This is a genomic window from Paenibacillus thermotolerans, from assembly GCF_028745515.1.
Lineage (GTDB): Bacteria > Bacillota > Bacilli > Paenibacillales > YIM-B00363 > Paenibacillus_AE > Paenibacillus_AE thermotolerans.
Genome location: NZ_JAQZSG010000027.1, coordinates 1 through 14,052, shown reverse-complemented (window position 1 = coordinate 14,052; position 14,052 = coordinate 1). Strand labels below are relative to the sequence as shown.

Sequence of the window (14,052 nt, the reverse complement as noted above, 5' to 3'; positions counted from 1 at the left end):
GTAGATAGGACGAAAAACATTCCTCATTTTTTACGATTCAGCGAGTATATCCTACAGATATATCCCCCCTGAAGTCGTCTTCGGTAAACGGACACCGTTCGGAAAGGACGGCAAACCATTTATCCTTGGTGAATGTTGCGTTTTTTGGGTATCATGAAGAACAGGGGTCAGCAAACGGGCGCCGTTCGGTAAGAGCGGTAAAGCTGGTTGCCTTTTTGCCCGTATGGGGAGGAGTGTACGGCCACATGGGTTTGTTCGACGATGATTTTTACTCTCCCAAGCTGTCCCGCAGGAGCAAGAGAAAACTCTCTTCTTCCAATTGGCCGACTTGGCGCCGCCCGGGGCGTTATACCGGAATTGCAGCGGCATCGGCGGCCGGCGGAGCGCTTGCTATTTTTCTGATATTGTCCCCTTGGCTGTTCGGGGGAGCGGGAGGCGGCGTCCGGACGGATGAACGCTCGCCTGATGTAGCATATGAGGATGTCGCCAGCCAGCCGGACCGGGTTGTGCACATCGTTGAAGAGCTGAAGCCGGCGATCGTCAGCGTCATCAGTTCTCACGAAGGCGAAGAGGGAACGGCTCCCGAGGTTTCGCTCGGATCCGGCATCGTGTATGAAATCGACGGCAAGCGCGGAAAAATTGTCACCAACCACCACGTCATCGAAGATGCCTCTTCTATAGAAGTCGTATTATCCGACGGCCAGCGTATGGATGCGAAGCTGATCGGCAGCGACGTGCTGACGGATTTGGCGGTGCTTGAGGTTGACGGGCGTAAGCTTCCCAGCGTCGCGGAATTCGGCGATTCGTCGAAGCTGCGCGAAGGGGAATCGGTTATCGCGATCGGCCATCCGTTCGGACTCGGCTATTCGCCGACGTTCACGGGTGGAATGATTTCGTCGCTCAATCGGATTATTCCGATCTCGCTCGCGATGGACGGAAATATCGACTGGGAGATGGAGCTGCTCCAGACGGACGCCGCCATCAACCACGGCAACAGCGGCGGCGCCTTGGTGGGAATGGACGGGAAGGTCATCGGCGTTAATACGATGAAGGTGGCCCAGCCCGGAGTGGAGGGGCTTGGTTTCGCGATTCCGAGCAACCTTGTGGTCTCCATAATCGAAGAGCTGGAGCAGTACGGCAAGGTTCGTCGCCCGTATATGGGCGTTGCCACGGTGGATTTGGAATTGTATAGAGGCGACGGCGAAGACGGGAATATGCTGAAGCTTCCGGACGAAGTGGAGGACGGCATTATTGTGCTCGAGGCATACGGTCCTGCGAAGGATGCCGGGCTGACGACGAATGATGTCATAGTTTCCTTGGATGACAAGCCGATCGGGAGCACGCTGGATCTTCGTAAATTTTTGTATGACCGCAAGAAGATCGGCGATAATGTCAAAGTAGACTACTACCGGGACGGCAAAAAGTACGACGTTGACGTACAGCTGACCGAAAACCCGGATCCGTAATGTTTTATTGGATAAGGAGAATGTATTCGACTGATGTATTGCGTATGTGAAGAGCATCTGGAAATTGCGATTGATCGATTTATTGACGAACATGAGGATGCGCCCGACGTGGTGGATTTGAACGAGGCTTCGTTCGCCGCGTGGGAGCCGCCGGCGCTTTGCACGGAGCCGGAGTGCGGGCGGAAGGCGCGGTTTTTGGTCGTTTAGCGGTTATATCGCCGGCGCGGGGATTACGGAGTTAGAGTGTTAGCATCACTATGAGTGCTTATTCGGCCTTTTTCGGGCTGTCGTGGTAAAATAGCATCACTACAAGTTGCTAAGTCGACGGAAGTGGCGGTATGAACCGGCATTTTCGGCAAATAGCGCTCTGTAGTGATGCTATTTTTCGGCAGGGGCTTGTTTTGAGGCAAATAAGCACTCGCAGTGGTGCTAATTTATTTTTGGATGATGTGAAGGAGTTGCGATGCGTCGTGCATATACAGGTGGTTACCGTAGGCAAGCTGAAAGAGAAGTATCTTACGCAGGGGATCGACGAATATTTGAAGCGGCTGAGCGCTTACGCGAAGGTGCAGATCGTTGAGGTGGCGGACGAGAAGGCGCCTGAAAATTTAAGCCCTGCGGAGGAAACGCAGGTGAAAGCCCGCGAGGGCGAGCGGATCATGGCGGCGCTGAAGCCTGACGCCTATGTGATAGCCCTCGCCATCGACGGCGCGCGCTGGTCGTCCGAGCAGCTTGCGGGTGAGCTCGACCGTCTGGCCACCTACGGTCGGAGCTCCGTCGCCTTCGTCATCGGCGGCTCCCTCGGGCTTGCGGACGCGGTGCTCGCCCGCGCGGACCAGCGCCTCTCCTTCGGCGCGATGACGTACCCGCACCAGATCATGCGCCTTCTGCTGCTGGAGCAGGTGTACCGCTCGTTCCGGATCAACCGGGGGGAACCGTACCACAAATAGTGGTAAAGCGGAGGGTTGAAGTAAGTGTAGAGAAGAATTCCTTACTAAAATAAATACGAGACGGCCTGTAAAGTGCCGTCTCGTCTCTCGCTATCATAACACCTATATTCTAACCTTAGCTGGGGTGGTATTTGTTTTGCCAATGCTTTTTGAATAATAAGAGTCACGGGGTGTAAGAGGTCTTTCCCTTTGAATTGCACCAGCGTTAATGAGATCTTTTTTTATAATTGCTTTTTGTTGATCGGTTAATTTTAAACTCATTAATGCCATCTCCCGTTTCACTTTACTTAATTATATTCAACTTTTAAGTCACTGGCAACCAAAAGCTCTGTAAACTGATTGCCTAATTGATGTAAATTAATTTGTTGGTCTTGAATATCTGCTGTGATTACAAAAATGCATTGCAATCCGTTAATGGTTATTTTTTTTGTTAAGTATGTCCTCGTTACTTTTTCATTATTCATATTTCCAGGTGATTTATAAGTAAAAGTATAATATTCTCCATTATCAATGATCCCCCTTAGTATGCCGTTTTTTTGAAGTTTATGAAGGGTATCATCGTGTTTGGTTATTCTTAGGTCGTCATAGAGGTCTAATTTCTCTAAAGCAAGAATTAGTAGTGCCAGTAAGAAGACATCTTGTTTTGTCAAAGTTTCTTCAGTACGCGAATTCAATTGTCTTGTATATCTTACTGCAAATCGGTGTAAAGCTTTCGCTAAGTTTCGATAACCTAGTTCTGCAGTTGCTCTAGCCTTATAAAAAGCATTAAGAATATAAGAAGGAATAGTATAATATGACTGCAAAATTGCATTTTGATTTTGCCCTTCTTTAGCAACCCCAATAGTGTGATTAATTTTAACTTGAGTTACTCCGAAAAAGTTACTTTTATTAATAAAGTATTCGTACATTTGAACGGAAACAACGGATGTATTGTTTTTTGTGAATATTTCCATTATATTTGCTAATACTTCGTTTTGTTTATACTTATTTAAGTATTTAAGTTCTCTCCAAAGTCCGCTTGCATTATCTTGAAGGTTTCTCTTATGTTCACTATTCTCCAAAATTAATGAATTAATTTGTTCTTTCTTTTCATTCAAAATCTCCATTACTCTTGAATATATAAAGAATGCAGATGAAATAGCGATATAAAGTAATAGAACTATTGTAGCCCAAGTTGTATCCAATTTAATAAATTCATTTTCGAATATAAAAGGTTTATTGAGTATTAGGGACCCATGGGATGTTGCAGCTAACGCTAGAGCTGGAGCAATAACAATAAATAAGAATTTTACAAAACTATTCATCCTACACCTCAAAGAAATGAATATGATAATCTAAATATTATAACAAATTTGCGTGGAATTTAGTGCCAAAACGGAATATTCTTATTAGTAGGAAAATTCCCAAGTGCTTTACCACAAAAGGCTGCTGAACCTTATTATAAATAAGGGCAAGTATCCAAAAGTTTCCCCTTATGTTATATAATACAAGCATACTATTGAATCTGAATGGAGGATCTAAATGAGTCGAGTTGGGGTCAGCAAAAAAGAAGATTTTTATACTTCATTAGGGTTTGAAGAGGATCCGTTTAAATATACAAATGCAGACCAAGAGAGCAGACTAGATCATTATTTCGTAGATCCACCGTATTACCAATCTTTATGGGGGAAACCTGAAGAACCAGAGACGCACGTAGTTCTTGCCCCACGAGGGGGAGGTAAGTCTGCTCAACGTAGGATGATCGAAGATAGAGGTATATCAGAAAATGTTTTCGTGGTTACGTACGATTATTTTTTTACTACCAATATTAAATCTTTAGATGAGGTTGATTTAGGGTATCATTTAAGAAACCTAAATAAACTTACATTAATTACATATTTTGGTCATTTAAGTCAGTTAGATGTTGACCCCAACTTTTTCTTTCCCTCTGATGAAAGAAAATTTTTAACCAAAATGATAGATAACTATCTTGGAGAAGTTGATACCCCAACGATCAAAGATGTTGTTAAAAGGTCAATGACAATACCAACAAGAGTGAAAAAGTGGTGGAATGAGAACTTGCCTTTAGTTGGGCTAGCTTCAGTATTTCTAAAGGCGAAGTTTGGTTTAAGTGGTGTAGCCCCTGGGAAGTTTGAAGAGCCAAAATTAAATGAAGATCCAATGAACCAATTTAATATCCTAGTTTCAATAATCAAAAAATCTTTTAAGGCCTTTTATGTATTAATTGATAAAGTTGATGAGACAGAATTAACTGGCAATGATCCTGAGAAATCCTATAGATTAATTAGTCCCTTGATAAAAGATTTAAGATTTGTTAATTCTAACGAAATAGCTATAAAGTTTTTCCTCTGGGACGCTTTAGAACCATTCTATGAGGTCGATGCCCGACGAGATAGGGTGCAAGACTTTAGATTAGAATGGAGATATTCTGAATTATGTACCATGATTGACCGCAGGCTTATAGCTTATAGTGATGGTAAAGTCAGTTCTTTAAAAAGTTTATTTGATGAGAGTATCGTTGATCCCTACAGAACTATCATTTCTTTTTCCAATAACTCACCTCGTAATATTATTAGAATGCTGCAAGATATTGTTGATGAGCAAATACGAAGAGGAATAGAAGGTAAAATCGATTCGACGAGTTTAGATCTCGGAATAAAAAAGTTTTGCCGGGAAAGCGCGCGCCCCATTTATGGTATTGATCTAATTAGTGATTTAAAGCGAATAAGTATGGTTGGTTTTACAACGAACTATTTAAGTAGTGATCTTTTCTAGATCAGCGAACACTGCACGCAGAAAAATTCAAATATGGGATGACAAAGGTGTAATTAAGCAAGTTTGCTCAGTTCCAAATAGAACTGGGAGGCCATCCCCCTATTATTTAATTCAAGACGCAATTCTGGTTCCTGTTATATTAGAATCAAGAACTGTAGTGGAACTTGAAGCAGATATGGCCGTAGAGTGTCAAACTTGTGATAGATTCTATTTTCTGCACAGGTCGCATTTTTCAGAAGAGACCTCCCCACTATGCCCTAATTGTGACTCACATTTATTAAAATGATGAAACCTAAAGCCAAAGGCCCCTCTTATTAATTATGAGGGGCTTTAAACTTGCCGTTACAGATAGCGCGGAAAACCTTTTCACAAGTAACGGCGAATTTATTTAGTCTTTCCTGAATTTATGTGAGGAGAGTTACCCTAGTTGATAAGCATTGGGTAGTGGATACTAACCTTGGTAATCAGCAGTTGACCAAACTGAGTCGAGTTCTGGTGCTTGATTCTTCAAGGGAGACTCAATAGTGAGGGGAACCGGAAGCCATTTTTCTTGAATGATATCAATGAGCTCCCGATCCGTAGAACAGAACCTTTGAATTGTTAGAATGCCGTAGCGGAATCCTGCAGCTTACGTTTTCCCACTCGTAGTGATAAGCCGAAACTGATGAGCAGAATAATACATGCGAGCGTGTAAGGATAGTTGATATCCACATCGAACAAAAATCCGGCTATGGCAGGTCCGGCAATATTGCCGAGACTGGTAAAGGCCGAGTTAAGGCCGGCAACGTAGCCTTGCTGGTCCTTAGCCAGCATCGACATTTGGGTACTGATGGCCGGACGCAAAATATCGATTGCCAGAAAGACAATAAAGGTAACGGCAAAAATGAGCCAGTATTTGTGAACGAACAGCGTCAGAAGTATAAATACGCCGGCAAATAGAAGGCAAATCGAGATGACGCGTTTTTCGCCAAAACGGTTCAGAATCCAGCTAAAGGCTGTAACTTGGACAACAGCACCGGAAATGGAGCCGAACGTAATGATAAAGGCAATATCTTTAGGAGTAAACCCGAATTTATGATCGACGAACAGTCCAAAGACCGTTTCAAAATTAGCCAGTCCGAAAGACATGACAAATACGATAATCAGGCTTAAAAAGTAGGGCTCGCGATAGGAGTGCATCAATTGTGAAAGAAGACCGCCCCGTGGTTCCGCATAGGATGGCAGCTCTGATGACACTTCTTCTGCCGGCAGTGACTCCTGCAGGATAAACAAAGTAATGCAGGCTGCTATAATCCCCGCAACTGCAGCGCTATAAAAGGGTACGCGTATGCCGAATTCGGCGATATATCCGCCAATGCCAGGCCCGATAATAAAGCCTGTTGTAATGGCCGCGTTAATATAGCCCATTCCGGCAGCGCGTTCTTCTTTGGTCGTGACGTCCGCTGCGTAAGCCATAACAGCCGGCATGATGAGCGCGGCACTTATGCCGCCGAGCAGTCGTGATACAAACAACAGCACCGCGTCATCTGAAATCCCGAACAGCCCTTCCGACAAGGCAAACACGATCATGCCGATGACAATGATCCGTTTTCTTCCGAATGAATCAGCCAAGCGGCCGGCTAGCGGCGAAAAAAGAAGCTGAGTCAACGAAAAGGCTGCAACCAGCAAGCCGACAGTACTCCCCGAAATGCCCAGATCCTCCATGAATTTAGGCAAAATCGGGATGATCAGGCCGATCCCAGTAAAGACTAGAAATAGATTAAGCATTAGGAGCAGCACGGCACCGCGCTTTTTTAATAATAACGCCATTCTGTATTCCTCCAAATCATAAGCATACATGCTAATACTGAATATTCATTCTAGATAATGGCGTAAAAAAAGCGGCTAGTGGGCCGGATTGGCTATACCGTGTAAAAACACATCCATAGCTAACTTATAAGCCGCCAGCGCTTCTTCTCGTTTCATTCTTCGAGAGTGTTGACTTAAACCATACAGCAAACTGTCTAAGATCAGGGCTAGTCCGGATACATTCATGATTTCAAACTCGCCGTTGTCGATCCCTTTCTGCAGCAGCTGTTGGTTAAAGTTAAGATAACCTTGGATCATCTCATTAATACGTTCTTCCACCTCGGAAGCTTTCTCCGAATTATTAAAAAACTCGTCAACGGCCTTGGTTAGCGGGTGATTGAATTGATCAAGAGCCAAATGCTCAGCCATGCCGTACAATTTATCTTTGGTAGTCGAATAGAGCGGTTCCTTTGCCAGCCATGTATCTTCCCATTCCCGGTTCCATTCTTCAATTAAATATAAAAAAAGCCCTTCTTTGCTCTTGAAATGATAATAAATGTTGCCGCCGCTGCAGCCGGTTGCTTTCACGATATCTTCAATCGACGTGGCCTTGTAGCCTTTTTGCACGAACAAAGCTCGGGATGCGTCGGCTATCTTCTTTTTCGTCTGCTCGGTTTGCTGTTTCTTTTTATTCAACTATGCTTCACCACTTTCCGGCTGGGTAGATTTGAGGGAAAATCGATCATAGAATACTGAATGTTTATTCAGTATTCTATTCGATAAAGCAGACTTGCGCAAGCATTTCTTGTGCCCGAATCAACCATTGCAGAAGGTCGATATCTTATAGACCGAGGAGTGGTAAAATGAAAGGATACAAACGTACAGAAAATGAATTCAAGGGAGCGGAGTTCAAGAAACTCGATGAAATTCTTTACAACGAAAGATTACCTTTTTCGAACCAAGGGTTCTGGAATGAACTTCAAGATGTTAGTGCAAGCTGAAAATAGGCATAAAAATTGTTGATTTGTACTTTGGAAACAAAGATGGTGTAGATCTCATAACAGAAAAGGAATGCGTATCGAAAAAAGTACTATCCAGAGAGCAGGATCGTTTAATGACAAGTAATAATAAACAACGTTACCGCTTCAGTGAAGCGCCTATTTGGGATTTCCAGCGAAAATATTATGAAGAGGAAGGAACGAGGGCGTGGAGAAACGGCCAAGTTCCTCAATTTATAACGAGTAATCCGATGATCGCTACTGCATATGCAGATATGATCTTTGAGTTTCTTCAAGACCGGGCCGATAAGGGGGATCGCGAAGATCCTGTTTTCATTGTGGAGCTTGGAGCAGGAGCGGGACGTCTTGCTTACCATGTGCTGCATGAGTTGTGCCAGTTAAGAGACTACGCGGGGATATCGCTGCCTTCGTTCCGGTACATCATGACGGATCTCGCGATAAACAATGTATTAGCTTGGAAGAAACATCCCGCTCTGCAATCTTATATTACCGAGGGGTTGTTGGATTTTGCGCAATTTGATGCTGTCCATGATACCGTACTGAACCTCGTTGTATCGGGCACAACGATTAGTGAAGGAGAGTTAGAACAACCGTTAATTATTGTTGCCAACTACTTTTTTGACAGCATTCCGCAAGAATTGATTTATATTGGTGACGGGCAAATTTATGAAGCAGATGTTCATTTCGAATATCCCGAACGCAATGATTCGCTCAAACCATCAGAATGGTTAAAGCAAATAACTTTACAATACGAGTATCGCCGGGCGCCTGAGTACGAACAAGAAACCTATCCTTACCGTGATGTCATTTCCATGTATCAGGAACAACTAGAAGACTCGCATATTTTATTTCCCGCCTCCGGATTAAGTTGTTTAGAGCGTTTGAATCGGTTATCTCAGGCGGGATTCCTATTGATAACAGCAGACAAAGGGGATCACTTACTGGATAACTGGAAATTCGCGAAACCGCCGGAGTTGGTCTTACATGGAAGTTTCTCTTTAACGGCAAACTACCATGCAATTCGGTATGTCTATGAGCAAAGAGGAGCAGCGGCGTTATTCCCCCCGCATCATTATAAAAATATAAATGTCGGCTGTATTCTCAATTTGGACAAACCAATGGATTATCCCAATATTAGATTAGCTTATCGTCGATGTATTGAACGCTTTGGTCCGGACGAATTTTTTAGTTTGAAGGAATGGGTGGATCGTAATCAAGATAGCATGGGACTGCAGCAAATATTAAGTTTTTGGCGTTTGGGCGGATATGATGCAGAATTTTTCATTCAGAACACGAAGCAGATCTCCAATCTATTACCGGATGCAACCGATGAAGAAAAGCAGGACATTTTGAGAGGCATACAGATGATGTGGTCGTCGTATTACGTCATGGAGCAGCGTTATGATTTAGCGCTTGATGCCGGATTGGTACTGTTTGAGATGGGTATGTACGAACACTCCAAATGGTATTTGGAAATGTCAGTAGCTCAAGAGCAAGATGAGGTTGTATCAACCGTTTTTTATTGCCTGGCCATTTGTTGTTTCGAGTTAGAGTTAGTCGAAGATGCATTGAGGTATGTTCGGAAATTATTGGAGCTTGAGCCTGATCATGAAGAGGCATTGGCGTTGATGAGCCATTTTGAGTTGCAGTGATTTATGTATACTTAAAGAGACGATGACGATCATCTATGTTACGATGTAATCCTATACATGAAGAGGACGTGGTTAAACTTGATAACAATTACCATCCCAACGCCTGAAGTAATCATCTATAAGCAAAAGGCTCCCGAATTGAGCCACATCTACGGCTTTACGGATTTCCACCAGATCACTAGGGAAAAAGGCGGCATTTTCATGTTCTATAACAGCAAGGACGAATTGCTGTTTGTAGGCAAGGCTCGAAAACTGCGGCAGCGGATCAAGAAGCATTTTGAAGATAACGTCTCGCCCATTAAGAATCACAGGGATGAAGTTACGAAAATAGAGGTGTGCATCGTAGAGGACCCCGTGGATCGGGAAATTTATGAAACCTATATAGCAAACAAGCTTGGGGCGAAATATAATCCGGATAAATTGCTGAATCAATAATTGGTTTGGTAGTTCATGATCATGAATTCAACGCTGTCAGGCTGCGGCTCTGTGATTGCACGTGGAGAAAGGAAGAGGTGGCAGTGAACAAATCCGAACGGATGCTGGGCATCGTCATTGAGTTGCAGCGTAAAGGCGTGCTGCGCGCCGAGGATTTGGCTGCCCGTTTCGAAACGAGTGTCCGCACCATTTACCGTGACATGCAAGCGCTCAGCGAGGCGGGCGTGCCGGTGGCGGGTGCGCCGGGCGTAGGGTATTCCATTATGGACGGCTACTTCCTGCCCCCGGTAAGCTTCACGGCGGAGGAAGCAGTGGCGCTGCTAATCGGGGCAGACTTCGTAGAACTGAGACTAGATTCTAAGTACGGCTCGAGTGCACGCAGCTCACAGGAAAAGATTGAGGCGATTTTACCGGAGAACGTGCGCGAGGAGACAGCCCGTGTACGGTCGGCGATCCGATTGCTGAACGATAGAGCGGCGAGAACGCGCGGGCGGGAAAAAGGATGGTTCGAGCAGCTGCGCCAAGCCATTCTGGAGAAGCGAAGGATTCGTTTCCGCTATTCAAAAAACCTGCCGGAACCGGACGGAAATCGTCACAGCGAACGCACGGCCGATCCTTATGGGCTCGTTTTTTCTCAGGGAGCGTGGGTGCTTGTTGCGTTCTGCAGACTGAGGCGCGACATTCGACACTTTCGGCTTTCCCGAATGAACGAGCTCGTCATACTGGAAGAAACGTTCGAGGTCCTTCCCGGCTTTCAGCTTCAGGATCACCGGCCTTCAGACGATCGGAACGTGATTGTCCGGATGTTGGTCGACCCGGCCATCGCGGACCGGGTTCAGGAAGCGGAAAACTTTTATATGGAGTCACTCGAGCTAGGGGTGGAAGGCTGGCTGGCGACGTTCCGCGTCCGACGAATCGAGGAGCTGCTTCAATGGACGCTCGGATGGGGTGCGGCGGTACGGGTACTGGAGCCGGAATCGCTGCGGGACAGAATGCGCGAAGAAATCGAAAAAATGCAACAACGCTACTGACAGACTGATGTCAGTAGCGTTGTTGTATGCTGGAGGCAACTTAAGTATAAGGAGTTGGATTCAGCAATGAATACGAAGGAAACGCTTCTCAAGTTCGAGGAGACGGTCGAAAACTATATTCGTGATTTGAAAGGCATCAGCCTTGAGCAGTTGCTGTGGAAACCCGCGGAAGACGAATGGTCGTTCGGTCAAATGCTTATGCATCTCATTCGTTCCGCACAGTTCATGCATTTACGGAACGTTGCCCTATGCCTTGAGCCGGACGGCAATCCGGAGGTCGCTTCGGCGGGAAAGACGATACAAGGTGAGGAGCTGTTCAGCGCGGGAAGCTTTCCGCCGGATCGCATCCGGGTTCCGCCATCCCCTCAATACACACCGCCGCAACCGGAAAGCAAGGAACAACTTGAGGATGGGCTGCGGCACACGGTTCGTCTGATGGCTGAGGTCGAACCGGCGGTGGCGGCGGCACTTGTCCGAAATACAGTTGCACATCCGCGATTCGGCGGATTGAACGCGCTCGAATGGTTTCAACTGATCGAGATGCACTATCGCCACCATTTGCTGCAGAAGAAGCGTCTGGATGAGGCTTGGAGAGAATCGCATTTGTAAGAACGGAAGCAGGGAGCTGCCAATCCGGAAAGCGGGAAGCAGTGGTATTGGACAGGTGTCGTTTTCGATGTCATATGTAGAAGCCGTATTTCATCGTATTCCCTGCATCTTATTCTGGATTTTTGGAGCAATCATAAGCAGAATGAATCCAAGGATGAGTGATATCGCTCCAATGACGCCGAAGTAGACCATTTCTGTTTCCGGTGAGTAAAATTTAACGATTTGCGCATTGACGGCTTGAGCGGCTGCGCTAGATAAGAACCATAGGCTCATCGTTTGGGCGGAGAAGGCGGCAGGCGCTAATTTGGTTGTGGCAGACAATCCGACAGGAGATAAACACAATTCGCCAATTACGACAACGAAATAGCTTAGGACAAGCCATAATGGGTTGACCAAAGAGCTGCTTCCCCCCAAATAAGCCGGCAATAGAATGACAAGAAAGGATATCCCGGCGAAAAACAAAGCTAAAGCAAATTTTGCCGGGATCGACGGCTGACGATCCCCGAGCTTCACCCATATCCAAGCAAATACAGGTGCAAGTATGATAATGAATAATGGGTTTAATGATTGAAACCAGGCGGGAGAAATATGAATGCCCGCGAAGTCTAACTGTGTACGTTGATCTGCAAAATTGGCAAGGATGGTCGATCCTTGTTCTTGGATTGCCCAGAACATTACGGAGGCAAGAAACAATGGAATATATGCGATAAGTCTTGAACGTTCCACCGCTGTTGTTTTAGGACTTCGGTACATCACAAGTATATAGAGGGCTGGAATTACAAATCCAAGAACGCCCACAACGGCTATAAAGGTATCGAATGTTAGCAGCCCCATTGGAATCGTAATTGCCATTAAGACTCCTACTAAAGCAACACCTATTCCAATTCGGGCAAATACTTTTGCCTGCTCAGCCGGTGAAAGAGGATTGGGAACGAAGGTGCCGGCCAGACCAAGATTTTTTTTCTTGGTAAGAATGAAAACCGCTAATCCGAAAAACATTCCGACGGCCGCAAGTCCGAAGCCCAAATGGAAATTATATTGCAAGCCAACGGTTCCGACGACTAATGGCGCTAGAAATCCGCCAAGGTTAATCCCCATATAGAAGATGCTGAATCCGCCGTCGCGTCGGTTATCCTTTTCACTGTAAATTTCACCTACAATGCTCGATACATTGGGCTTCAACAAGCCAGTGCCCAGTACAATTAGCGCCATGGAAACAAAGAATAAGGCGACACTTCCAGGCACTGCAAGAACAATATGGCCGAGCATAATGAAAATTCCACCGTAAAATACGGCTTTTGAAGTGCCGAATATTCTGTCGGCCAGCCAGCCGCCGATAATACCGGACATATATACAAGCGATCCGTAGATGGACATAATGGCAAGAGAAATGGTTTTGTCCAGCCCCAATCCGCCTTTTGACACCTCGTAGTACATATAGAAAACAAGAATGGCTCTCATGCCGTAATAAGAAAATCGCTCCCAAAATTCTGTAAAGAAGAGAGTGAATAGTCCTTTCGGGTGCCCAAAAAAGCCATATTGGGGAACACTGGAGCTGATTTTTTGTTTATTTGCATCCGACACTACAACAACCCCGCTCGTCATGTACATTTATGTCAATGAGTTAATAATTCCCTTTTTGGTGGGTTTTATGAGCTGTAAAAATAGAAAAGTCTAACCACTTGCCAAAAGTGCGTTTACATGGAAAAATAACGTAAACTACTATTTCTAGAAGGGATAATGGCCTTGATACATCTTGCGGAAGTGAATTATTTTGCCGTTCTTGCGGCAACTGCAGTAACGATGGTTCTCGGATTTTTATGGTATTCGCCGGTCTTGTTCGGCAATGCGTGGATGAAGCAAGTGGGGTTGAGGAAAGAGGATATGTCCGGTGGAAGTCCGCTGACCTATATACTCACGGCGCTGACCGCATTAGGCGGAGCGTTTCTTTTGGCCTTGCTGCAATCGATGATAGAAGAACCTAGCCTTCTTTCAGGAATTGTCATCGGTTTGTTGATCGGGATCAGCGTTTCGTTAAAAATAGGCATGAACTTCTTATTTGAAAGTAAGACCTTAGGTCTTTATCTCATCACAATTGGCTATCATCTGGTTTCGTATCTTCTCGCAGGTCTGATCATTGGTGCAATGTAGGAAGCAAAGCGAGCATGAGCGGTTCGCCTAGCGCCGGTACGGTGTAGAGGGAATTCGTTACATTTTGCAGGAAATCGGGTTATAGAAGTCAGAGCTTTTCCGAAAACCCTATGGGTGTTTCCGGAAAAGCCCTTTTTTTTCTACGACTGACCAATTAACTAACAAGGATTTCCATA

Annotated in this window: 15 protein-coding genes; 10 read left to right on the top strand and 5 right to left on the bottom strand. The window is 45.3% G+C overall.

The features are described 5' to 3' along the window. Window positions 1-245 precede the first annotated feature (245 nt). The 3 genes from PT964_RS19485 (at window position 246) to rlmH (ending at window position 2,416) form a co-directional block, all read left to right on the top strand. Window positions 246-1,466: a S1C family serine protease gene (locus PT964_RS19485; protein WP_274365023.1), complete on the top strand. Its 1,221-nt coding sequence runs from the start codon at window positions 246-248 to the stop codon at window positions 1,464-1,466. 33 nt (window positions 1,467-1,499) lie between these two features. Continuing rightward, window positions 1,500-1,673, top strand: coding sequence for a CxxH/CxxC protein (locus PT964_RS19480; RefSeq protein WP_274365022.1), 174 nt, complete (start codon window positions 1,500-1,502; stop codon window positions 1,671-1,673). A gap of 263 nt (window positions 1,674-1,936) precedes the next feature. Beyond that, the gene (rlmH, locus tag PT964_RS19475) at window positions 1,937-2,416 is read left to right on the top strand and encodes a 23S rRNA (pseudouridine(1915)-N(3))-methyltransferase RlmH (protein WP_274365021.1); all 480 of its coding nucleotides are present in this window, start codon (window positions 1,937-1,939) and stop codon (window positions 2,414-2,416) included. Window positions 2,417-2,518: 102 nt separating this feature from the next. Here the strand turns inward: rlmH and PT964_RS19470 are convergent, their stop codons facing one another. After that, window positions 2,519-2,677, bottom strand: coding sequence for a hypothetical protein (locus PT964_RS19470; RefSeq protein WP_274365020.1), 159 nt, complete (start codon window positions 2,675-2,677; stop codon window positions 2,519-2,521). A gap of 26 nt (window positions 2,678-2,703) precedes the next feature. After that, window positions 2,704-3,720 (bottom strand): hypothetical protein, encoded by a 1,017-nt coding sequence (locus PT964_RS19465; RefSeq protein ID WP_274365019.1) that lies wholly within the window; start codon window positions 3,718-3,720, stop codon window positions 2,704-2,706. A gap of 217 nt (window positions 3,721-3,937) precedes the next feature. Between PT964_RS19465 and PT964_RS19460 the strand changes: the two genes are divergently transcribed. After that, entirely contained in the window at window positions 3,938-5,191 is a 1,254-nt protein-coding gene (locus PT964_RS19460) for a P-loop ATPase, Sll1717 family (protein ID WP_274365018.1), read from the top strand. Between the two features lie 600 nt (window positions 5,192-5,791). Here PT964_RS19460 and PT964_RS19455 read toward each other — a convergent pair. Continuing rightward, a complete protein-coding gene (locus PT964_RS19455) occupies window positions 5,792-7,000 on the bottom strand; it encodes an MFS transporter (RefSeq protein WP_274365017.1) in 1,209 nt (402 codons plus the stop codon). 75 nt (window positions 7,001-7,075) lie between these two features. Next, window positions 7,076-7,675, bottom strand: coding sequence for a TetR/AcrR family transcriptional regulator (locus PT964_RS19450; RefSeq protein ID WP_274365016.1), 600 nt, complete (start codon window positions 7,673-7,675; stop codon window positions 7,076-7,078). Window positions 7,676-7,842: 167 nt separating this feature from the next. Between PT964_RS19450 and PT964_RS19445 the strand changes: the two genes are divergently transcribed. The 5 genes from PT964_RS19445 (at window position 7,843) to PT964_RS19425 (ending at window position 11,725) form a co-directional block, all read left to right on the top strand. Beyond that, window positions 7,843-7,980, top strand: coding sequence for a hypothetical protein (locus PT964_RS19445; RefSeq protein ID WP_274365015.1), 138 nt, complete (start codon window positions 7,843-7,845; stop codon window positions 7,978-7,980). A 113-nt stretch (window positions 7,981-8,093) separates the two neighbouring features. Then, window positions 8,094-9,650 (top strand): tetratricopeptide repeat protein, encoded by a 1,557-nt coding sequence (locus PT964_RS19440; protein ID WP_274365014.1) that lies wholly within the window; start codon window positions 8,094-8,096, stop codon window positions 9,648-9,650. Window positions 9,651-9,728: 78 nt separating this feature from the next. After that, window positions 9,729-10,085, top strand: coding sequence for a nucleotide excision repair endonuclease (locus PT964_RS19435; protein WP_274365013.1), 357 nt, complete (start codon window positions 9,729-9,731; stop codon window positions 10,083-10,085). Window positions 10,086-10,168: 83 nt separating this feature from the next. Then, on the top strand, window positions 10,169-11,116 hold the full coding sequence (locus PT964_RS19430) for a helix-turn-helix transcriptional regulator (protein WP_274365082.1): 948 nt from the start codon (window positions 10,169-10,171) through the stop codon (window positions 11,114-11,116). Window positions 11,117-11,182: 66 nt separating this feature from the next. After that, entirely contained in the window at window positions 11,183-11,725 is a 543-nt protein-coding gene (locus tag PT964_RS19425; protein WP_274365012.1) for a DinB family protein, read from the top strand. 90 nt (window positions 11,726-11,815) lie between these two features. Here the strand turns inward: PT964_RS19425 and PT964_RS19420 are convergent, their stop codons facing one another. Then, on the bottom strand, window positions 11,816-13,309 hold the full coding sequence (locus PT964_RS19420; protein ID WP_274365011.1) for a peptide MFS transporter: 1,494 nt from the start codon (window positions 13,307-13,309) through the stop codon (window positions 11,816-11,818). Window positions 13,310-13,471: 162 nt separating this feature from the next. On the opposite strand from PT964_RS19420, the gene PT964_RS19415 reads away from it, so the two are divergent. Beyond that, window positions 13,472-13,876, top strand: a complete 405-nt coding sequence (locus PT964_RS19415; RefSeq protein WP_274365010.1) for a DUF1761 domain-containing protein — start codon at window positions 13,472-13,474, stop codon at window positions 13,874-13,876. Window positions 13,877-14,052 lie beyond the last annotated feature (176 nt).

Bases quoted from the DNA above. Each gene is read 5' to 3' on its own strand.
- PT964_RS19485 (WP_274365023.1), top strand. From the start codon at position 246: ATGGGTTTGTTCGACGATGATTTTTACTCTCCCAAGCTGTCCCGCAGG.
- PT964_RS19480 (WP_274365022.1), top strand. From the start codon at position 1,500: ATGTATTGCGTATGTGAAGAGCATCTGGAAATTGCGATTGATCGATTT.
- PT964_RS19470 (WP_274365020.1), bottom strand. From the start codon at position 2,677: ATGAGTTTAAAATTAACCGATCAACAAAAAGCAATTATAAAAAAAGAT.
- PT964_RS19465 (WP_274365019.1), bottom strand. From the start codon at position 3,720: ATGAATAGTTTTGTAAAATTCTTATTTATTGTTATTGCTCCAGCTCTA.
- PT964_RS19460 (WP_274365018.1), top strand. From the start codon at position 3,938: ATGAGTCGAGTTGGGGTCAGCAAAAAAGAAGATTTTTATACTTCATTA.
- PT964_RS19455 (WP_274365017.1), bottom strand. From the start codon at position 7,000: ATGGCGTTATTATTAAAAAAGCGCGGTGCCGTGCTGCTCCTAATGCTT.
- PT964_RS19445 (WP_274365015.1), top strand. From the start codon at position 7,843: ATGAAAGGATACAAACGTACAGAAAATGAATTCAAGGGAGCGGAGTTC.
- PT964_RS19440 (WP_274365014.1), top strand. From the start codon at position 8,094: ATGACAAGTAATAATAAACAACGTTACCGCTTCAGTGAAGCGCCTATT.
- PT964_RS19425 (WP_274365012.1), top strand. From the start codon at position 11,183: ATGAATACGAAGGAAACGCTTCTCAAGTTCGAGGAGACGGTCGAAAAC.